This is a genomic window from Corynebacterium lehmanniae, assembly GCF_043161975.1.
Classification (GTDB): Bacteria; Actinomycetota; Actinomycetes; order Mycobacteriales; family Mycobacteriaceae; genus Corynebacterium; species Corynebacterium lehmanniae.
Genome location: NZ_CP170998.1, coordinates 1435167 through 1456473, shown reverse-complemented (window position 1 = coordinate 1456473; position 21307 = coordinate 1435167). Strand labels below are relative to the sequence as shown.

Annotated in this window: 16 protein-coding genes and 3 rRNA genes; 14 read left to right on the top strand and 5 right to left on the bottom strand. The window is 62.1% G+C overall.

From position 1 onward, the window contains the following. Positions 1-34 precede the first annotated feature (34 nt). Positions 35-1102, bottom strand: a complete 1068-nt coding sequence (locus ACF3NP_RS06990) for an LLM class flavin-dependent oxidoreductase (RefSeq protein ID WP_181890010.1) — start codon at positions 1100-1102, stop codon at positions 35-37. A 231-nt stretch (positions 1103-1333) separates the two neighbouring features. Between ACF3NP_RS06990 and ACF3NP_RS06985 the strand changes: the two genes are divergently transcribed. From ACF3NP_RS06985 to ACF3NP_RS06970, 4 genes are all read left to right on the top strand, one after another. Next, positions 1334-1627: a hypothetical protein gene (locus ACF3NP_RS06985; protein ID WP_181890011.1), complete on the top strand. Its 294-nt coding sequence runs from the start codon at positions 1334-1336 to the stop codon at positions 1625-1627. A gap of 4 nt (positions 1628-1631) precedes the next feature. After that, positions 1632-2000: a hypothetical protein gene (locus tag ACF3NP_RS06980; RefSeq protein WP_181890012.1), complete on the top strand. Its 369-nt coding sequence runs from the start codon at positions 1632-1634 to the stop codon at positions 1998-2000. Positions 2001-2105: 105 nt separating this feature from the next. After that, a complete protein-coding gene (locus tag ACF3NP_RS06975; protein ID WP_181890013.1) occupies positions 2106-2663 on the top strand; it encodes an META domain-containing protein in 558 nt (185 codons plus the stop codon). A 201-nt stretch (positions 2664-2864) separates the two neighbouring features. After that, entirely contained in the window at positions 2865-3464 is a 600-nt protein-coding gene (locus tag ACF3NP_RS06970; RefSeq protein WP_392398544.1) for an META domain-containing protein, read from the top strand. A 74-nt stretch (positions 3465-3538) separates the two neighbouring features. On the opposite strand, the gene ACF3NP_RS06965 is transcribed toward ACF3NP_RS06970, so the two are convergent. Next, positions 3539-4177: a CoA transferase subunit B gene (locus ACF3NP_RS06965; RefSeq protein ID WP_181890015.1), complete on the bottom strand. Its 639-nt coding sequence runs from the start codon at positions 4175-4177 to the stop codon at positions 3539-3541. Continuing rightward, a complete protein-coding gene (locus tag ACF3NP_RS06960) occupies positions 4177-4920 on the bottom strand; it encodes a CoA transferase subunit A (protein WP_392398543.1) in 744 nt (247 codons plus the stop codon). Before ACF3NP_RS06960 ends, ACF3NP_RS06965 begins: the two co-directional genes overlap by 1 nt. Positions 4921-4995: 75 nt before the next feature. Here ACF3NP_RS06960 and ACF3NP_RS06955 point away from each other — a divergent pair, with 75 nt between their 5' ends. The 10 genes from ACF3NP_RS06955 (at position 4996) to ACF3NP_RS06910 (ending at position 18065) form a co-directional block, all read left to right on the top strand. Further along, positions 4996-5781: an IclR family transcriptional regulator domain-containing protein gene (locus ACF3NP_RS06955; protein WP_392398542.1), complete on the top strand. Its 786-nt coding sequence runs from the start codon at positions 4996-4998 to the stop codon at positions 5779-5781. Beyond that, the gene (locus ACF3NP_RS06950) at positions 5778-6998 is read left to right on the top strand and encodes an acetyl-CoA C-acetyltransferase (RefSeq protein ID WP_392398541.1); all 1221 of its coding nucleotides are present in this window, start codon (positions 5778-5780) and stop codon (positions 6996-6998) included. The genes ACF3NP_RS06955 and ACF3NP_RS06950 overlap by 4 nt, the downstream gene beginning before the upstream one ends. Before the next feature lie 85 nt (positions 6999-7083). Then, positions 7084-8121, top strand: coding sequence for a siderophore ABC transporter substrate-binding protein (locus ACF3NP_RS06945; protein WP_392398540.1), 1038 nt, complete (start codon positions 7084-7086; stop codon positions 8119-8121). A 10-nt stretch (positions 8122-8131) separates the two neighbouring features. Further along, on the top strand, positions 8132-9106 hold the full coding sequence (locus ACF3NP_RS06940; protein WP_392398539.1) for an ABC transporter permease: 975 nt from the start codon (positions 8132-8134) through the stop codon (positions 9104-9106). Then, a complete protein-coding gene (locus ACF3NP_RS06935) occupies positions 9099-10100 on the top strand; it encodes an iron chelate uptake ABC transporter family permease subunit (protein ID WP_392398538.1) in 1002 nt (333 codons plus the stop codon). The genes ACF3NP_RS06940 and ACF3NP_RS06935 overlap by 8 nt, the downstream gene beginning before the upstream one ends. After that, the gene (locus ACF3NP_RS06930) at positions 10097-10852 is read left to right on the top strand and encodes an ATP-binding cassette domain-containing protein (protein ID WP_181890022.1); all 756 of its coding nucleotides are present in this window, start codon (positions 10097-10099) and stop codon (positions 10850-10852) included. The genes ACF3NP_RS06935 and ACF3NP_RS06930 overlap by 4 nt, the downstream gene beginning before the upstream one ends. 590 nt (positions 10853-11442) lie before the next feature. Beyond that, a 16S ribosomal RNA gene (locus ACF3NP_RS06925) occupies positions 11443-12959 on the top strand. Positions 12960-13359: 400 nt separating this feature from the next. Next, positions 13360-16442, top strand: a 23S ribosomal RNA gene (locus tag ACF3NP_RS06920). Between the two features lie 171 nt (positions 16443-16613). Continuing rightward, positions 16614-16731 (top strand): 5S ribosomal RNA (gene rrf, locus ACF3NP_RS06915). The 16S, 23S and 5S rRNA genes sit together here, the layout of an rRNA operon. Before the next feature lie 617 nt (positions 16732-17348). Continuing rightward, a complete protein-coding gene (locus tag ACF3NP_RS06910) occupies positions 17349-18065 on the top strand; it encodes a hypothetical protein (protein ID WP_392398537.1) in 717 nt (238 codons plus the stop codon). A gap of 891 nt (positions 18066-18956) precedes the next feature. Here ACF3NP_RS06910 and ACF3NP_RS06905 read toward each other — a convergent pair. Both ACF3NP_RS06905 and ACF3NP_RS06900 read right to left on the bottom strand, forming a co-directional pair. After that, positions 18957-19610 (bottom strand): DUF3239 domain-containing protein, encoded by a 654-nt coding sequence (locus tag ACF3NP_RS06905; RefSeq protein ID WP_392398536.1) that lies wholly within the window; start codon positions 19608-19610, stop codon positions 18957-18959. An 11-nt stretch (positions 19611-19621) separates the two neighbouring features. Further along, positions 19622-21262 carry a DNA repair helicase XPB gene (locus ACF3NP_RS06900; protein WP_392398535.1) on the bottom strand — a complete coding sequence of 547 codons (1641 nt, stop codon included), beginning with the start codon at positions 21260-21262 and terminating at the stop codon, positions 19622-19624. Positions 21263-21307: the final 45 nt, after the last annotated feature.

The window sequence follows — 21307 nt, the reverse complement described above, 5'->3', positions numbered from 1 at the left end:
CGTCATGGTAGTCACTGCCGCCGAGGCCCGGGACTTAGTCGATCGAGTAGCCGGTGACCGGGCCCTCGGTGTTCGGCTGCCAGCCCAGCGCGGGGGCGACGTGGGTGGCGAAGTTTTCCAGGATCTTCACGTTGACGTCCACGCCCATGCCGGTGGGGATGGTGATCAGCAGCGTGTCGGCGGCCATGACGGCCGGGTCGGCCTTGAGCTGCTCGATGAGTTTGTCCGGCTCGGCGGCGTAGGTGCGGCCGAAGGTGGAAGCGCCCACGTCAGGCAGCATCCCAACCTGGTCGGAGCCGGAGGCCTGCATGCCGAAGCGCTGCATGTCTGCGCCGTCGACGATGGGGAAGATGGAGCGGGACACGGACACGCGCGGGGTCCAGTCGTGGCCCGCTTCCTTCCAGGCTGCGCGGTAGCGGTTGATCTGGTCCGCCTGGATCTCGCCCAGGGTCTCGGCGGTGGTCTCGGAGACCAGGGTGGACGACATCAGGTTCAGCCCGTCCTTGGCGGTTTGCTCGGCCGAAGTGTGGGTGCCGGAGCCGTAGAAGATGTGCTTGCGCAGCTCGGGCGCCATGGGAAAGACCGGCAGGGCGGAGCCGGGCTGGAACATGTTGGGGTACTGCCGCTCCAGCGGCGCTGCGATGGCGAAGCCGTTGCCGTCCACCGCGGCCATGAAGGTCTCCAGGTGTGCGCGCGCCACGTCCGCGCCGTTGGGGGTTTCGCCCTTGTAGCCGAAGGCCTCCCAGCCGCGCTCGGCAACCTCCGGGGCGCCGCGGGAGACACCCAGGGCCACGCGCCCGCCGGAGAGCTGGTACAGGGAGGCGGCCTCTTCGGCGAGGTAGAGCGGGTTTTCGTAGCGCATGTCGATCACGCCGGTGCCCACCTCGATGTGCTTGGTGGTGGCGGCGACTGCGCCCAGCAGCGGCATTGGTGCGGAGGCCTGCGGCACGAAGTGGTGGACGCGGAAGGACGCGTTGTTCACGCCGATCTCGTCGGCGGCCTGGGCGATCTCCAGGTGGATCTTGGCGATCTTCTCTGCGGACGGGCCGCGCTGGCCGCCGAAGGCGTAGTGCCCGAAGCTCAAGAAACCGAATGCCTTCATTGGTAAACACTCCTTTTGGTGACGTATCAACAATCAGGGTAGTACCTCACCCGCAGATTGTCACGGTCTCAGGCAGACCGCATCACAAACCCCGAGCGAAGGACCCCTATTACGGCCCAAAATCGCGCATACTCGGGAGGGCTTACTCGGGGTTTGCAGGATGGAGGCCGACAGGAACTTTTACGCCTGTGCAAATCGGCACCGAATAATTGGGCCTTAGCCTCCGGTGGCATGAACCGCAACGCCATCGCAGCCCTTACTGCCACGACCTTCCTGGTCGCGGGCTGCAGCGGCGCGCCGGAGCAGGTGACGGTGACCGAAACCGTGGAAGCGCCGGAGGCGACCGAGGCACCAAAAGCAGAGGAAGAGCCGACGAAGCAGGCAAAGCAGGATGCGGCGGGGGAGGCGGAGCACGTCGATAGGCAAAGCGGCATCCCCGACGCCCCGCTGGCGTACCCGGGCGCCGGCGGCCCCGTCCCAGACAACGCGCGTCCCATCCCGGACGATCAAGAGCATCGGCGATAGTCCCGTGCAGAACGCGCTGTTTGTCACCCCGTCCGGCAACATCGGCTGCATGATGAACCTAGCGGACGAGCCGATGTTCGACTGCGGCGTGAAGTCCTTCATGGAAAGCGAGCAATTCGGCATCGGTGAGCTAGGAACGCCGCGATGGATGATGGAGATCCTCGGCGGCTACCCGCGCGAGCAAACTGAGCCACCGCTTTACGACGACTCCGTGTGGCCCGCGGGCAGCGAATCCGCGGAGGTCGTGCAATACGGCGAGGTAGTCAATCACGGACCGTTCGTGTGCGCGGTGGAGGAGACCGGCGTGACCTGTTGGGACTCTGAAAGCGGCAGGGGAGCGTGGCTGGAGCGCGACGAAGTGGTGTTTTTCTAAGCCGCCCTAGCGCTCGCTGGCCGTTGAGTTAAAGCAGCGTCCAGGTTGCGTAAAAGCTTCGTAGAAGTCCTTGAGTGCCGCGAAAAGCCAGGTAGGTTGGCGCTCATGACCTCCAAGACTGTAAAGACGTTGTCCGCAGCAACTGCCCTCGCCGCCCTCGCCGGCGGCTTTTTCGGTGTAGGCACCGCCAATGCGCAGATGTCTTCCAACGGCCCGGCCGACATCGAGGGCTGGACGCAGATGGGTTGGTCTGCCTTTAGCGGTTCCGTGATTAACAAGGGTGGTACTCACATGCTGCTGAAGAACCTGCCGGAGGGTGCGAAGCCGTTGCCGGCAGAGAAGGCGAAGGCTGCTCTGCAGGGGCCGCTGCCGGTGAAGGGCGACGCGTCGATGACGGTCACTTTCGGACCGGACGGCAAGCTGTCCTTCTTCGACGGCTGCAATGCCGGCAGCGCCGGGTACTCCATCGACGGCACCGGTGCCGTGAAGGTTGGGACCATCGCCGAGACGCAGCGCCTGTGCGACCCGACCAAAATGAACAAGGCGGACGAACTGAAGTCGATCCTGCGTTCGAACCCGTCGGTGTACCGCTTCGACGACGAGACCATCGCGCTCGCGGCCCAGGGCAAGGCCATCGAATTCTCCAAGGTTGCTGCAAACTAGTCGACGCCACTTGCGCCCCCGCTGCTCCCACCTGAGCAGCGGGTTTTTGGTTTTCTTGGCGCAACCATTGGGTGTGTCAAATCTATGCGCTGGGTCAACACAAGTTTGGAGTTGCGTTGAAGTTCCTTTGAGCCCCTTGTTCGTCTGGAAGCGCTCGGTAGCATGTGGGCCATGGTTACTTCAACCAAGACCCTAAGGAAATTGTCCACAGCGACCGCAGCCGTCGCGCTCACCGGCGGCCTCCTGGGTGTCGGAACTGCCGACGCCCAGGAGCAGGCCCAGGAGCGTCCCGAAGCCTCCAGCATCGACCAGTTCGTGCAGATGAGTTCGAACCTGTTCGGTGGCCTCGGCGGCACCCCCGCACCCGCACCCGCACCCGCACCGGCCCCGGCGCCAGCACCGGAGAACCCGGCTGGCTCCGAGTTGATCCAGCAGATCCCGGAAGGTGCGGATCACCTCACGGATGACCGCCTCACCGCCGCGCTGGACACCACCCTGCAGGCAAAGAAGAACACCGCCATCACCTTGGACCTCCGCGAGAACGGTGTGCTCCACTTGAACGACGGCTGCAATTCCGGCACCGCCAAGTACCAGATCGACAACACCGGCGCGCTGCACCTCAGCGACTTCACTGAGACCAAGATGGCGTGCGAGCCGGGTGCGCAGAAGGACGCCGACGACCTGAAGATGGTCCTGCAGTCCAACCCGCAGCTGTTCCAGCTCGACGCGTCCACCCTGTTTCTGTCGGGCCAGGGCCACGGCATTGAGCTCCAAAAGATGCACGGCCGCGACTACCAGTAATTTCTGCCCGAGCAACGCGAAAGCCCCAGACCGCCGCTGTGGTCTGGGGCTTTGCGTTGCCTTAAGGGCGCGCCTTACACGGCCACCTCGAACGGGGCCTCGGTGGCTTCGCGGACGGACTCCACCGTCTCGCCCGGGGCAACCTCTGTCAGGGTCAATCCCTGCTTCTCGTCCACGGTGAACACGGCCAGGTTGGTGATGATCTGGTCCACGCACTTCGCGCCGGTCAGCGGCAGGCGGCACTCCGGCAGGACCTTGGAGGCACCTTTCTTGGTGGTGTGCTCCATGAGCAGGATGACCTTCTTGGCGCCGTGGACCAGGTCCATCGCGCCGCCCATGCCCTTGACCATCTTGCCCGGGATCATCCAGTTGGCCAGGTCGCCGTACTGGGAAACCTCCATGGCGCCGAGGACAGCCACGTCGATTGCGCGGGATCGGATCATGCCGAAGGACGTCGAAGAACCGAAGAAGGACCCGCCCGGCGCCACCGTGATGGTTTCCTTGCCGGCGTTGATCAGCTCCGGGTCGACGGCGTCGTCGGTGGGGTAGGGGCCCACGCCGAGGATGCCGTTTTCGGAGTGGAGCACCACCTCAACGTCCTTAGGCAGGTAGCCCGGGATGAGGGTGGGCATGCCGATGCCCAGGTTGACGTACTGGCCGTTTTCCAGCTCCTGGGCTGCACGCGCGGCCATTTCTTGCCTGGTCCAAGCCATTACTCGCTCACCGTCCTAAATTCGATTCCGGTCTCCTGCGGGCCTACTTCCACCACGCGGTCGACGTAGATGCCGGGCAGGTTCACTTCGGCCGCGGGGATCTCGTCCACCACTTCTTCCGCCTGCACGACGGTGATCTTGCCGGCCACGGCCGCGTCCGGGTTGAAGTTCTGCGCGGTCTTGGAGAAGACGAGGTTGCCAAAGCGGTCCGCCTTGTGCGCGTGCACGAACGCGAAGTCCGGGGTGAGTGCGGTTTCCATCACGTACTGCTCGCCGTTGAATTCGCGCAGTTCCTTCGGGCAGGAGTACTCCGCAATGGTGCCGTCCGGGTTGTAGCGGGTGGGGATTTCGCCGGTGGCCAGCGGGGTGCCCACGCCAGCTTTGGTGTAGAACGCCGGGATGCCCGCGCCGCCGGCGCGCATGCGTTCGGCCAAGGTGCCCTGCGGGGTGAACTCCACCGTCAGCTCGCCCTCGAGGTACTGGCGCGCGTACTCCTTGTTCGTGCCCAGGTAGGAGCCGATGGAGCGGGAGATGCGCTTGTCCGCCAGCAGCAGGCCGAGGCCGAAGCCGTCGGTGCCCAGGTTGTTGGAAATGATCGTGAGATCGCCGGCGCCTTGGGCGCGCAGGGCGTCGATGAGCCGTGCGGGGATGCCCACCAGGCCGAAGCCGCCCACGGCGATGGAGGCGCCGTCCGGAATGTCGGCGACCGCCTCCTCCGCTGAAGAAACCACCTTGTTAATCATGTGTGCATGGTAACTGTTGTTCGGCTATTGCACAAGGGTTCACAAAGCGAACCTGTATCGGCTAGGATCACACCCATGTCTGGTAGTGACGTGCAACTCGTACAGAGCCTCTCCCGGGGCTTGGCGGTCATCCGCGCGTTCAGCGGTGCCCGCCCGCGCCAAACGCTCGCCCAGGTTGCGGAAGCCACGGGCCTGCCTCGTGCGACGGTGCGCAGGTTCCTGCACACGCTCGTCGCCGAGGGGTACGCCGCCAGCGACGGCACCGTCTTCTGGCTCACCCCGAAGACGCTTGAGCTGGGCTTTTCGTACCTGTCCAGCCTGGGCCTGCCGGCGATGGCGCAGCCGCACCTGGACGCGCTGTCGCGCTCGCTCAACGAGTCGTGCTCGCTGACTGTCCTCGACGGCCCCGACGTCGTGTACGTCGCCCGCGCCGCCGCGGACCGCATCATGAGCGTGAACATCACCATCGGCACGCGCTTTCCCGCTTACGCGACGTCGATGGGCCGCGTGCTGCTCGCCGACCTCCCGCCCGCGCAGTTGGACGCCTACCTCGCGGACACCGCGCTCGAGCCCATCACCCCCGAGACGGTCACCAGCAAAGATGCGCTCAGGCAATTGCTTATCGACGTCCAAAGGCAGGGCTACTGCATCGTCGACCAAGAACTCGAACTGGGCCTGCGCTCCGTGGCGTGCCCGGTCCGCGGCAGCGACGGCAGGGCCGTCGCCGCGGTGAACCTGTCGGCCCATGCGGGTGCGGTGGGGCACCGGGAGGTCGTCGATAAGCTGCTGCCCCCGCTTAAGGCGACGGCGAGCGCGATCGAGCGCGACCTGCAAACAACCACTCTGAAGGAGACATCATGAGCGACCCGAAAGATATTGTCATCTGCAACCCCAAACGCACCGCGGTGGGGCGCTACGGCGGCGCGTTCGTCGGCGTGCCGGTGCAGGAGCTGGCCGCGACCGTGGTCAAGGCCGTGATCGAGGATGCCGGGATCTCCGGCGACGCGATCGACGACATCATCCTCGGCCAGGCCTCGCCGAACGGCGCCGCACCCGCGCTGGGCCGCGTTGTCGCGCTCGACGCCGAACTGGGGGTGGGCGTGCCCGGCATGCAGCTGGACCGCCGCTGCGGCTCCGGGCTGCAAGCGATCGCCACCGCCGCGGCGCACGTAGCCGCCGGTGCCGCCGACCTGATTGTCGCCGGCGGCGCGGAATCCATGTCCAACACCGAGTACACCGTGGACGGCAAGATCCGCTGGGGCGCGAAGGGCGGAACCATGGAGCTGAAGGACCGCCTGCAGGAAGGCCGCGAGCAGGCGGGCGGCAAGCACCACCCGATCCCGGGCGGAATGATTGAGACCGCGGAGAACCTGCGCGAGGAGTACTCCATCGAGCGCGAACGCCAGGACAAGCTGGCAGTGGCGTCGCACGCGCGCGCAGCGGCGGCGGAGGAGGCCGGCGATTTCGACGCGGAGATCGTGCCGGTGTCGGTGCCGCAGCGCAAGGGCGACCCGGTGGTGGTGGACAAAGACGAGCACATCCGCCCCGGCACCTCCGAGGAGTCGCTGGCTAAGCTGCGCCCGGTGATGGGTAAGTCCCTGGATGGTGCCACGGTGACCGCCGGCAACGCCTCAGGCCAGAACGACGGCGCCGCCGCGATGATCGTGACCACCCGCGCCAAGGCCGAGGAGCTGGGCCTGGACCCCTACGCCGTGCTGCGCGGCTGGGCCGTGGCGGGCGTGGCGCCGGAGACCATGGGCATCGGGCCTGTCGACGCCACGACAAAGGTGTTCGACCGCCTCGGCCTGACCTTCGACGACATCGACCTGATCGAGCTGAACGAGGCGTTTGCCGCCCAGGCGCTCGCGGTGCTGGACGCGTGGGGTATCTCCGAGGACGACCCGCGCGTGAACCCGGTGGGATCCGGCATCTCGCTGGGCCACCCGGTGGGTGCGACCGGCGCGCGCATGGTCGTCACCGCCGCGCATCGGATGCGCCGTACCGACGCCAAGCGCGCGCTGGTGACCATGTGCATCGGCGGTGGTCAAGGGCTTGCCGCGGTAATTGAGAGGGCTTAGAGTGGGGCGGGTTTGGCGCCTAAGTTTGGTTAGCCTAAGGTGGGTCAGGTAACCCTTACCTTATGAACTGAACGGAAGGACGACCGTGACCCGTTTCTCGCGTACCTCTCTCATCGCCCTCGCGGCCGCCGGTGCCCTCACGCTGGGCGCGTGCTCCACCTCCGAATCCGGAACGGACTCTGAGTCCGCCGCTGGTTCGGAAACGGCGGCGACCGGAGGGGCGTCGACAAGCAATGATGCTTCCGACGGCACCGTGACCGTCACCGACAACTACGGCGAGAAGACGGTGCCCAGCCCGCCGAAGCGCGTGGTCGCCCTGGACAACCGCTCCTTCGAGCTGCTGGATTCCTGGGGCATTAAGCCGGTCGCCGCGGCGCGTCAGCTTGTGCCCAACTCGATTCCTGGGATCGCGGACGACGAGGACATCATCGACATCGGCAACCACCGCGAGCCCAACCTGGAGGCCATCGTCGCCGCCGATCCGGACGTGATCGTCTCCGGTCAGCGCTTCGAGCAGTTCGACCAGGACATTGAAAAGCTGGTCCCGGACGCCACGCTGCTGGACTTCGAGCCGCGCGACGACGAGCCGTTCGACCGTGAGCTGATCCGCCAGACCCTGGAGCTGGGCGACGTCTTTGGCAAGCAGGCCGAGGCTGAGCAGGCAGTTCAGGAATTCACCGAGGCTGTCCAGCGCGCCCGCAACGCCTACGACCCAGAGCAGAAGGTCATGGCGCTGAACGTCTCCGGCGGCGAGATCGGCTACGTCGCCCCGGGCGTGGGCCGCGTGTGGGGCCCGCTGTTCGACCTGATTGGTTTCACCCCGGCGCTCGAGGTGGCGAACGCCTCCGACGACCACCAGGGCGACGACATCTCCGTCGAAGCCATCGCTGGCGCGAACCCGGACTGGCTGCTTGTGCTGGACCGCGACGCGGGCGTGAAGTCCATCACGGACTCGCCGGAAGCGCTGTCCGTGATCAACGACTCCGCGCCGCTGAAGAACGTCACCGCAGTGAAGGACGGCCACGTCTACGTCGCCCCGGCGGACACCTACACCAACGAGTCCATCTACACCTACACCGAGATCCTCAACCAGATCTCCGAGCAGCTCGAGGCAGGCAAGTAGTCTGTCTTCGATGACTGACACAACGACCACCACCCGCCCCAAGCTTCTGGACTGGAAGCTCGCGGCGGGTGTCGTCCTTGTTTTAGCGCTCCTTGCCGCGTCGCTGATGGTGGGGCAGTACGACATCCTGGGCACCGAGGACGGCTGGGAAATGTTCCGCGCCACCCGCGTGCCGCGCACGATCGCGCTGGTGCTCGCGGGCGCGGCGATGGCGATGAGCGGGTTGATCATGCAGATGCTCACCCAGAACCGCTTCGTCGAACCCACCACCACCGGCACCACCGAATGGGCCGGGCTGGGGCTGCTTGCGTCGTTTCTGCTGTTCCCGGACGGCTCCGTGATGACGCGCATGCTGTTCGCCGTCGGCGCCGCCTTCATCGGCACCATGGTGTTTTTCGCGTTCCTGCGGCGCGTCACGTTGCGCTCCAGTCTGGTGGTGCCGATCGTGGGCATCATGCTCGGTGCAGTGGTCAGCGCGGTGTCCACCTTCATCGCGCTGCAGACTGATCTTTTGCAGTCCCTCGGCGTGTGGTTCGCGGGCTCGTTCACCAGCGTGATTGCCGGCCAGTACGAGATCCTCTGGGTCGTGTTGCTCGTGGTCGTCGCCGTGTTCTTTTACGCCGACCGCCTCACCGCCGCCGGCCTGGGCGAAGACATCGCCACCAACATCGGGCTGAACTACAACCGCATCGTGCTCGTGGGCACCAGCCTCGTCGCGGTCGCCACCGGCGTGGTCACGGTTGTCGTGGGCAACCTGCCCTTTCTCGGGCTCATCGTCCCCAACATCGTGAGCATGCTGCGTGGCGACGACCTCCGGTCCAACCTGCCCTGGGTCTGCCTCACCGGCATCGGCGTGGTCACGCTGTGCGACCTGCTCGGCCGCATCGTCATCGCGCCGTTCGAGATGCCCGTGTCCGTGATCCTCGGCGTGGTCGGCGCCGCCGTGTTCATCGCGTTGATTGTGAGGCGGGGTAAGAATGCGTGAGGTCGGGGCGTTCCAGACGTCGCAAAGCAAGAGGCGCTACTGGCTGCTCACCGCATCGCTGGTGGTGGCCGCGCTGCTGTTCACCGCGGGCCTGCTGTCCTGGGGAAACCCCATGGAGTTCGGCACCCGCGGCTACTGGCTGATCGCGCAGCGCCGCATGAACTCCGTCATCGCGATGGCGGTGGTGGCGGTCTGCCAAGCCGTGGCGACGGTGGCGTTCCAAACGGTGACCAACAACCGCATCATCACCCCGTCCATCATGGGGTTCGAGTCGCTGTACGTGGCCATTCACACCTCAACCGTGTACTTCCTCGGCGCAGCCGGGCTGAATAACACCCGCACGCTGGAGATGTTTGTCGTGCAGCTGGTCTTGATGGTGGGGCTGAGCCTGATCCTCTACACGTGGCTGCTCGCCGGTGATAACCCAAACATGCACGCCATGCTGCTCGTCGGCATCGTGCTCGGAGGGGGACTGGGCAGCGTATCGACGTTTATGCAGCGCCTGCTCACGCCCAGCGAGTTCGACGTGCTCACCGCCCGGCTGTTCGGCTCCGTGAACAACGCGGACCCGTCCTACTACCCGTTGGCAGTGCCGCTGGTGCTGGTGGCTGCCGGGTTGATGTACGTGAACTCGCGACGCCTCAACGTGCTCGGCCTGGGCCGCGACGTGGCCGTGAATTTGGGCGTGAACCACAAGAAGCACGCGGTGTACGCCCTCGTGCTGGTCTCGGTGCTGATGGCGGTTTCCACCGCGCTGGTCGGGCCGATGACCTTCCTCGGGTTCCTGGTAGCCACCCTTGCGTACCAGTTCGCGGACACCTACGACCACCGCTACGTGTTCCCCATGGCGGCGTTGCTCGGCTACTGCATCCTGGCGGGCGCGTACTTCATCATGAACCACATCTTCTACGCCCAGGGCGTCGTTTCCATCATCATCGAGCTGGTCGGCGGCCTGACGTTCCTCATCGTTGTCCTACGGAAGGGGAGACTGTGATCGAGCTCAACGAGGTGAGCAAGGCCTACGGCGACGACACCGCCATCGGGCCGGTCTCGCTGCAAATCCCGGCGGGCGGCATCACCGCGTTGGTGGGGCCGAACGGCGCCGGCAAGTCGACGCTTCTGACCATGATCGGCAGGCTCTTGGCGCTGGATTCCGGCTCCGTGCACATCGGGCAAATGGACGTTACCTCCTCCAACCCGAAGGACCTGGCCAAAGTGGTCTCCATCCTGCGGCAGGAAAACCACTTTGTCACGCGCCTGACCGTGCGGCAGCTCGTGGGCTTCGGCCGCTTCCCGTACTCGGGCGGACGCTTGACCGAGGCGGATGAGGAGATCATCTCCCGCTACATCGACTTCTTCGGCCTGCGCGAACTCGAGCACCGCTACCTGGACCAGCTTTCCGGCGGCCAGCGCCAGCGCGCATACGTCGCCATGGTGCTTTGCCAGGAAACGGACTACGTGCTTCTCGACGAGCCCCTGAACAACCTGGACATCTCCCACTCCGTGGAAATGATGCAGCACCTGCACTCCGCGGCCCGCGAGTTCGGCCGCACCATCGTGATCGTGCTGCACGACATCAACTTCGCGGCCCGTTACGCGGACTACATCTGCGCAGCGAAGGACGGGCAGGTCTTCGCCTTCGGCACCGTGGAGGAGATCATGCGCGACGACTTGCTCACCGAGATCTTCAATACCCCGGTGCAAGTGATCGATGGCCCGCATGGGCCGATTGCTGCGTACCACTAAAAGGCCGGTTGCGCTGCTGATTTGTGTGCGTTTTGGCTTCGTGGTTATATATCCATCCGTTGCTTCCGAGCGGTTCGGCCGCTTGGAGGGAATGGTTTAAGTGAATAGGGGTTACGTTCTGGTTAACCGGGGTTTAACGTGAGTTTGACTTTTGGTTGGTTGGTTGTGTAGCTTCTGACGAAGCCGCTTTTTCCGGCTGGGATCGTTTTTGGTTCTGGTTGGTGGGTGTGCTGGTGTTGTTTGAGAACTCGATAGTGTGCCAATGTACTTTTGTTGCGTGGGTGTGTTTGCCTGCCTCGTTTTGTGCACTGTGTGGCAGACGCCTTTTGGGTGTGTGCCGGTGGTGGCGTGGTTGAATTCCAATGATGGATCGCGTCATCTGTTTGGTTCAGTGTGCGTGGGGTGTGGTTGAACATGTTTCACGTATTTTTGGCCGACCCCTGTGTTTTCGACCCCGTCGGGTTGGGGGTTGGTTGTTGAACCTTTGTAATTTTTGGATTTTTGCCAGTCACTTGATGCCCTGGTTTTGGGTGTTTGGTTTGTTTTTGGTTGGGTTTGGGCTTTTCACGGCCTGTTTCTTTCTGAAACTTTTTGTGGAGAGTTTGATCCTGGCTCAGGATGAACGCTGGCGGCGTGCTTAACACATGCAAGTCGAACGGAAAGGCTCCTGCTTGCAGGGGTACTCGAGTGGCGAACGGGTGAGTAACACGTGGGTGATCTGCCCTGCACTTCGGGATAAGCCTGGGAAACTGGGTCTAATACCGGATAGGACGATGGTTTGGATGCCATTGTGGAAAGTTTTTTCGGTGTGGGATGAGCTCGCGGCCTATCAGCTTGTTGGTGGGGTAATGGCCTACCAAGGCGTCGACGGGTAGCCGGCCTGAGAGGGTGTACGGCCACATTGGGACTGAGATACGGCCCAGACTCCTACGGGAGGCAGCAGTGGGGAATATTGCACAATGGGCGCAAGCCTGATGCAGCGACGCCGCGTGGGGGATGACGGCCTTCGGGTTGTAAACTCCTTTCGCTAGGGACGAAGCGCAAGTGACGGTACCTGGAGAAGAAGCACCGGCTAACTACGTGCCAGCAGCCGCGGTAATACGTAGGGTGCGAGCGTTGTCCGGAATTACTGGGCGTAAAGAGCTCGTAGGTGGTTTGTCGCGTCGTTTGTGTAAGCCCGCAGCTTAACTGCGGGACTGCAGGCGATACGGGCATAACTTGAGTGCTGTAGGGGAGACTGGAATTCCTGGTGTAGCGGTGGAATGCGCAGATATCAGGAGGAACACCGATGGCGAAGGCAGGTCTCTGGGCAGTAACTGACGCTGAGGAGCGAAAGCATGGGTAGCGAACAGGATTAGATACCCTGGTAGTCCATGCCGTAAACGGTGGGCGCTAGGTGTGAGTCCCTTCCACGGGGTTCGTGCCGTAGCTAACGCATTAAGCGCCCCGCCTGGGGAGTACGGCCGCAAGGCTAAAACTCAAAGGAATTGACGGGGGCCCGCACAAGCGGCGGAGCATGTGGATTAATTCGATGCAACGCGAAGAACCTTACCTGGGCTTGACATACACCAGATCGCTGCAGAGATGTAGCTTCCCTTTGTGGTTGGTGTACAGGTGGTGCATGGTTGTCGTCAGCTCGTGTCGTGAGATGTTGGGTTAAGTCCCGCAACGAGCGCAACCCTTGTCTTATGTTGCCAGCACGTTATGGTGGGGACTCGTGAGAGACTGCCGGGGTTAACTCGGAGGAAGGTGGGGATGACGTCAAATCATCATGCCCCTTATGTCCAGGGCTTCACACATGCTACAATGGTCGGTACAACGCGTCTGCAAGCCCGTGAGGGTGAGCTAATCGCTGTAAAGCCGGTCGTAGTTCGGATTGGGGTCTGCAACTCGACCCCATGAAGTCGGAGTCGCTAGTAATCGCAGATCAGCAACGCTGCGGTGAATACGTTCCCGGGCCTTGTACACACCGCCCGTCACGTCATGAAAGTTGGTAACACCCGAAGCCAGTGGCCTGTCATGGGAGCTGTCGAAGGTGGGATCGGCGATTGGGACGAAGTCGTAACAAGGTAGCCGTACCGGAAGGTGCGGCTGGATCACCTCCTTTCTAAGGAGCTTTTATTTTTCGCCCGCAGTTGTGGGTGTTGTTTTGTGTGGTTGAGTCGCCGAGTGTGCGACTGCCACGAAAGTATTTTGCCGGGTGGAGACACACCTTCAAGGTCATGGTGGCACCGTCTGGATGGTGGTGCGGCTGGGCTGAGAAGGGGTTGTGCTCACATGGTGTTGGTTGGTGGTCACACCGGTTTGCGTGACAAAAGAGTATGCGTTGGTGCACTGTTGGGTGTCTGGGGCAGCACAAGGTTGTTCCTGTTGGGCCCTCATGTCGGCTGGCTGCTTGGTTGTGGTTGGTTGTGTGTGGGGGTTGTGTTGTGTGAGAACTGTATAGTGGACGCGAGTATCTTTCTTTTTTGTGTTTTGGTGTTTGTACCTTGATTGTTTGTGTGTCCGTGTGTTTTGTTACGGGCGTATGGTGGATGCCTTGGCATGCTGAGCCGATGAAGGACGTGTGAGGCTGCGTTATGCCTCGGGGAGTTGCCAACAAAGCGTTGATCCGAGGATGTCCGAATGGGGAAACCCAGCACCAGTTGTGTGGTGTTACCCGCAGGTGAATACATAGTCTGTGTGGGGGTTGACGCGGGGAAGTGAAACATCTCAGTACCCGTAGGAGAAGAAAACAATTGTGATTCCGTGTGTAGTGGCGAGCGATAGCGGATGAGGCTAAACCGTGTGCGTGTGATACCTGGCAGGGGTTGCGTGTGCGGTGTTGTGGGGCGCAAATGGTGCAGGCTGTCAACTGCACGCGCAATGCATATACATCAGCGGAAGCATCTGGGATGGTGCGCCGGAGTAGGTGAAAAGTCCTGTACGTGAAGGTGTGTGTGGTTGTGTGGTTTGTGTTTTCCCCGAGTAGCAGCGGGCTCGTGGAATCTGCTGTGAATCTGCCGGGACCACCCGGTAAGCCTAAATACTCAGTGTGACCGATAGTGGATTAAGTACCGTGAGGGAATGGTGAAAAGTACCCCGGGAGGGGAGTGAAAGAGTTCCTGAAACCATGCGCTTACAATCCGTCAGAGCACCTTGTGTGTGTGATGGCGTGCCTTTTGAAGAATGAGCCTGCGAGTCAGCGGCATGTCGCGAGGTTAACCCGTTTGTGGGGTAGTCGTAGCGAAAGCGAATCCGAATAGGGTGGCAAGTGGCATGTCCTGGACCCGAAGCGGGGTGATCTACCCATGGCCAGTGTGAAGCAGCTGTAAGAGGTTGTGGAGGCGCGAACCCACTTAGGTTGAAAACTGAGGGGATGAGCTGTGGGTAGGGGTGAAAGGCCAATCAAACTCCGTGATAGCTGGTTCTCCCCGAAATGCATTTAGGTGCAGCGTGATGTGAGCTTGCCGGAGGTAGAGCTACTGGTTGGTTGAGCGGGACTATCATCTTAGCGACGTCAGCCAAACTCCGAATACCGGTTTAAGTGGTGCATTGCAGTGAGACTGTGGGGGATAAGCTTCATAGTCGAGAGGGAAACAGCCCAGATCGCCGGTTAAGGCCCCTAAGGGTGTGCTAAGTGGAAAAGGATGTGGGATCGCGAAGACAGCCAGGAGGTTGGCTTAGAAGCAGCCATCCTTGAAAGAGTGCGTAATAGCTCACTGGTCGAGTGGTTCCGCGCCGACAATGTAGTGGGGCTCAAGCACACCGCCGAAGCCGCGGCAAACATTTTTGTTTGGGTAGGGGAGCGTCGTGTGTGGGGTGAAGCCGTACCGGAAGGAGCGGTGGACTGCATGCGAGTGAGAATGCAGGCATGAGTAACGAATGGCAAGTGAGAATCTTGCCCGCCGGATGACTAAGGGTTCCTGGGTCAAGTTCGTCTTCCCAGGGTGAGTCGGGTCCTAAGGCGAGGCCGACAGGCGTAGTCGATGGTTAACGGGTTGATATTCCCGTACCCGTATATGCGCGCCCAGTATCGAAGCGGTGATACTAACCACCCTGACCCGCCGGCCGTTGCCACTTTTCGAAGTGGTTGGTTGGTGGTGATGCGTGGGGCCTGATCCGTTGTAGGTCAGTGATGGGGTGACGCAGTGAGGTAGCCGAGCCGCTGATTGGATTGCGGTGCAAGCGTGTGGCACGACACCACGGTAAATCCTGGTGTTTTTTGTGTGAGGCGTGATGCGTAGCCCTTGCTTGGGTGATGTTGGTGATCCTGGACTGCCGAGAAAAGCCTCTAGCGATGTGCGTATACGGCCCGTACCCATAACCGACACAGGTGGTCAGGTAGAAAATACTGAGGCGAGCGGGTGAACTGTGGTTAAGGAACTCGGCAAAATGCCCCCGTAACTTCGGGAGAAGGGGGACCTGCACTAGTCAAGCACTTCACGTGCGGCAGCTGGTGTGGGTCGCAGAGAAGAGAGGGGAGCGACTGTTTATCAAAAACACAGGTCCGTGCGAAGACGGTTAAGTTGATGTATACGGACTGACGCCTGCCCGGTGCTGGAAGGTTAAGAGGACCTGTTAGACCCTTTTGGGTCGAAGCGGAGAATTTAAGCCCCAGTAAACGGCGGTGGTAACTATAACCATCCTAAGGTAGCGAAATTCCTTGTCGGGTAAGTTCCGACCTGCACGAATGGCGTAACGACTCCCCTGCTGTCTCAACCACAGGCCCGGTGAAATTGCAGTACGAGTAAAGATGCTCGTTTCGCGCGGCAGGACGAAAAGACCCCGGGACCTTCACTATAGCTTGGTATTGGCATTCGGTGCGGTTTGTGTAGGATAGGTGGGAGACGTTGATGCATGCACGCTAGTGTGTGTGGAGTCGTTGTTGAAATACCACTCTGACCGTAGTGGATATCTAACCTTGGCCCATGATCTGGGTTGGGGACAGTGCCTGGTGGGTAGTTTAACTGGGGCGGTTGCCTCCCAAAATGTAACGGAGGCGCCCAAAGGTTCCCTCAGCCTGGTTGGCAATCAGGTGTATAGAGTGTAAGTGCACAAGGGAGCTTGACTGCGAGACTGACTAGTCGAGCAGGGACGAAAGTCGGGACTAGTGATCCGGCACCTACTTGTGGATGTGGTGTCGCTCAACGGATAAAAGGTACCCCGGGGATAACAGGCTGATCTTCCCCAAGAGTCCATATCGACGGGATGGTTTGGCACCTCGATGTCGGCTCGTCGCATCCTGGGGCTGGAGTAGGTCCCAAGGGTTGGGCTGTTCGCCCATTAAAGCGGCACGCGAGCTGGGTTCAGAACGTCGTGAGACAGTTCGGTCTCTATCCGCCGCGCGCGTTGAAACTTGAAGAAGGCTGTCCCTAGTACGAGAGGACCGGGACGGACGTACCTCTAGTGTGCCAGTTGTTCCGCCAGGAGCACGGCTGGTTGGCTACGTACGGAAGGGATAACCGCTGAAAGCATCTAAGCGGGAAGCCTGTTTTAAGATGAGGTTTCATTTGAGGTTCCCAGAAGACGACTGGGTTGATAGGCCGGACCTGGAAGCACAGTAATGTGTGGAGGCGACCGGTACTAATACACCAATAAACACACGCATCGTCGCACACCAACCAAGGGTGTGAACACCGCGAAACGAACACAAACAAGCAAAACACTCGCGTCCACTGTGCAGTCACTGACACAACACACCAACCCGAAGAAGTGGTTGGCCGACAAAAATTGCATACACACGCTGAACACTCAGCGCCGTGCATACCCCACAAGGTGTGTCGGTGGTTGATGGCGGCGGGGAAACGCCCGGTCCCATTCCGAACCCGGAAGCTAAGCCCGCCCGCGCCGATGGTACTGCCCCCGGGAGGGAGTGGGAGAGTAGGTTACCGCCGACCCAACAACTTCACACACAAGCACCCGCCACACAAACACCCCATGTTTGTGCGGCGGGTGCTTTGTCGTATGCCCACAACACCTGCCCCCCTGGGGGGTGCAGACCCTGGGATCTGGACCCTGGCAACGGTGTGATACGGCGGGTTCGGGTTAAGTAGCAAAAAGTGTGTCTGCTATCGGCGTGTCGGAGGGTTAGATGTGGCTCTTTTGTCGCGCTTTCCGCGGGACCGCACATGCAGTAGATACGCCAACGGTCCTACCACGGGTATGAACACCAGAAAGAGCACGATCCAGACATCCGACCATCGTCTGTTAGGTTGCCTGAAAAATACAATGATACTGGCAACTAATAGCACCACAGCCGCCAACGTGAGCAGCATAAGAACGTAATCGACCGGAGATGGTTCTAATGGAGAAACTCCATTGCCTTGCAAAGCGGTTAACTGCATTTGTGAAATTTCCATCACCCCTGGTTCATCACATTGCTTCTGACACGGTGTTTTCGCCCAGGATCCTAACAGGCAGCCACCCTCCGCCATCCCGCGTTAACGCTGTCGCAACACGCCTTCCTGGACACTGAGGTGGTACAGTGCGTACTCACACTCCGAGGAGGAAAATCATGACCAGCACCACCACCCGTATCGCCGCGTACGCAACCGCAGCAGCGCTCGCACTCGGCGCTGTCGCCGCGACCCCGGCGAACGCCGCTACCGTCGCAGCAAAGGGCAAGGACGGTGTGTGCGCCGTGAAGTTTACGCCGGCCGAGAAGCGTTTCATCGAGTCGTGGTTCGACGAGTCCAAGGCGATCGGTGACTACGAGCAGGCTCGAGACCTCATCGCGGCGATTGAGCAGGTCTACCCGGGCGTTGTCGCGGAGAACGAGAAGGCGCTCAAGGGTGAGAAGGCGGAGTTTGGCAAGTTGTTGCCGGAGGGGCTCGTCGCAAAGTATGCGGATGCGCAGAAGACGATGAAGAAGTCGGAGCCGACGGTGCATCGCACGCTGGAGGCGATTGACACGGATTCGTGGCGCGTTGGCCCGGACACAAAACGCATGGAGACGCCGCTGACCGCGAAGGATGGCGACGTGTACAAGGCGTGGGCGCAAACCCCGTCCGGCAAGGTCGCTGCGAAGCGCATGCTTATCGACGACGCCGACGCCACCGCCGCCGAAACCTGCACCAAGGGCATGCGGGCGAATGTGAAATACCCCACCGCCGAGGCTGACGTAAACGTGCCAGCCATTGTCGGTGGGGTGGTTGCGGCGCTGCTGGTCATCGCAGGCCTGTTCTTTGCGCTGCCCCACTTCGGCATCAAACTGCCGATGTTGGGCATGTAGTTCTGGCTAGAACTTAGCGATCGGGCCGAGGGCACGGTCCACAGCGAACGGTGCCAGCAGGGCAATCAAGGAGATCAGACCCGCGATGCCTGCGATGGCCAGGGTGGCGATGTGGGGTCCGTGTTGCGGACAACCACACCCGCACCCATCATTGGTCCGCACCCACGAATTGTACGAACCAACACAACACCCCCACTGTCGGAGAACCCATCTGGGCAAACGCGGACCCGCTGTTGATTAGTGCGCAACCGGTAGCCCACGCGGTGCCGCTGCCACGCCTTGACGCTTGCGGACTTCCGCATTGCGGACAACAATGAGCCCACCAACTATGGGTGCGCACCCACGAACCTGCTGGCTGGGTGTTGGGGGCTCGTAAAACCTGACAACAGCGTTTTGCGACCTGGGGAAACGGCGGGCGAAAACCGGCCGCTCGTCAACTTCTGCGAGAACATCCCAGGCTGCCGGCGACCCTTGCGGACTTCCGCATTGCGGACAACCAGGCCTGCACCCATCATTGGTGCGGATCCCGCGGCCCCGGATGTATGCATTCTTCGGGCCAGCCAACTCCGCATTGCGGACAACCACGGCCCCACCAACAATGGGTCCGCACCCACGAATTGCACGAATCAACGAAACGGGCCCACCGACTCAAAACTCACCTGGGGAAATACAGCATCGCTGTTGATTCGTGCACAACCACTCATCCATGGCCTCGCCGCGGCCACGGCCTGACGCTTGCGGACCTCCGCATTGCGGACAACCACGCCCACACCAACAATGGGTGCCCGCCAACGAAGTCCCGCGAGCATAGACGAACAAAATATGAAACCCGCGGCCGATCCGATGCGGGATCTGCCGCGGGTGCAAGGGTGAGTGCTTTGCTCGAGAACGTTAAAGCTCCACCAGCGAGTTCTTGGACTGCTCGACAAGCTCGGCCTTTTTGCGGGCGCGCTCGAGCGTGGACCACTGGTCCTGGGGGATCGACTTCCGGGCGGAAGCGACAACTGCTTCGTCGGGAGTGCCCCAGGCGATGGGCATGGGGGTGATGGTCTGCCAGTGCTGCTGGTCGCGGGTGGAACGCTGCGCGCCCACCGCGGCGACGGGCACCTTGGTGCCGACCTTGTCGGAGGTGTTCGGGAGTGGCTGCATCACTCGCGAGGTGATGGCCCAGCGCGGCGGCAGGGCAGGGTCCACGTTGAGGTTCACCAGCGCGGTCAGGGTAACTGTCGTGCCGGCGCGCTCGGTGATGATGGCGGGGGCGAGCGGGTTGGAGTCGTAGATCTCCTGGGTTTTGCCAACGCTGCGGGGGATCAGTAGCGCCACCACGAGCATCAATATGCCGAATAGCACGGCGCCAAAGCTGCCGAGCCAGTGCCACGGCGAGGACGGGTCCACAAGGAACCACACGGCGACGCCAACGATCACGGAGATAACAAAGATCGCGATGCCCGAGGCGACGAGGCTGCGGGTGTCGCGCACCATCTCGTTGTGCTGCTTCGCAAAGTCCTCGTCGACGTCGAACTTGAATACCTTCATGCCACTCATGGCATACAAGTTTAAAGGTCGGCGGCGTCCACAAGACGGTACGCGTAGCCCTGTTCGGCGAGGAAGCGCTGTCGGTGCATGGCGTACTCGGAATCGAGGGTGTCGCGGGCGACCACGGTGTAGAACACGGCTTCCGCACCGTCGGATTTGGGCCGCAGCAATCGGCCCAGGCGTTGCGCTTCTTCTTGGCGGGAGCCGAAGGTGCCGGAGACTTGGATGGCTACGGCGGCTTCGGGCAGGTCGATGGAGAAGTTGGCTACCTTGGACACCACCAGGGTGGAGATGTCGCCGTCGCGGAAGGCCTGGAAGGCTGCTTCGCGTTTTTTGGTGGTGGTTTTGCCGTCGACAAGCGGGGCGTCGATACGCATTGCGATCTCCTCGAGCTGCTCCACGTACGCGCCGATGATCAAGGTCTGCTGGCCCTTATGCGTTGCCAGAAGCTTATCGACGACCTCCAGCTTGCCCGCCGAACACGCCGCCAGACGGTAGCGTTCGCGGGTTTCGGCGGTGGCGTAGGTGAGGCGTTCCTCGTCGGTAAGCGTGGTGCGCACCTCGACGCACTCGGCGGTGGCGATGTAGCCGGCCATCTCGAGTTCTTTCCAGGGCGCGTCGTAACGTTTGGGGCCGATGAGTGAGAACACGTCGTCCTCGCGGCCGTCCTCGCGCACGAGCGTGGCGGTAAGTCCCAAGCGGCGGCGGGACTGGAGGTCGGCGGCCATGCGGAAGACGGGGGCGGGGAGGAGGTGGACCTCGTCGTAGATGATCAGGCCCCAGTCGCGGGAGTCGAAAAGTTCGAGCGCGCGGTATTCGCTCTTGGTCTTGCGGGTGACCACCTGGTAGGTGGCGATGGTCACGGGGCGGATTTCCTTCTTCTCGCCGGAGTACTCGCCGATCTCCTCGGGAGTGAGGGTGGTGCGGCGCAACAGTTCGTCGCGCCACTGACGGCCGGCGACGGTGTTGGTGACCAGGATCAACGTGGTGGTCTGCGCCTGCGCCATCGATGCGGCGCCGACGATGGTTTTGCCGGCGCCGCAGGGCAGCACCACCACGCCGGAGCCGCCCTCCCAGAAGGATTCGGCGGCGTACTGCTGGTAGTCGCGCAGCTCCCAGCCGTCGTGGTTCAACGCGATCGGGTGGGACTCGCCGTCGACGTAGCCGGCCAGGTCCTCCACCGGCCAGCCGAGCTTGGTCAGCTCCTGCTTGATCTGGCCCCGGGCGGAGGGGTGGACGGGGGCGGTGGTGTCGTCGATAGGCTTCGCTATGAGCGGCTGGATCTTCTTGCTGCGGGTGACCTCGGTGAGGATCGCGGCGTCGTCCGCCTCCAGGATCAGCCCGTGGGCGGGGTGTTTGACCAGCTTGAGGCGGCCGTAGCGGGCCATGGTTTCGGCGATGTCGACGAGCAGCGCCTGCGGCACCGGGAAGCGGGAGTAGCGCTCGAGCACGTCCACGGCCTGCTCGGCGTCGAAGCCGGCCGCGCGGGCGTTCCACAGCGCCAGGGGTGTGATGCGGTAGGTGTGGATGTGCTCGGGCGCGCGCTCGAGCTCCGCGAACGGGGCGAGCGCGGCGCGGGCCTTGGGCGCATCCGGGTGCGCGACTTCGAGCAGGACGGTCTTGTCCGACTGGACGATCAGGGGGCCGTCGCCGAGAGCCATGCGATCTACTCCTTCGTGTTAGTAGGACTTGGTAGTCTACGGTGC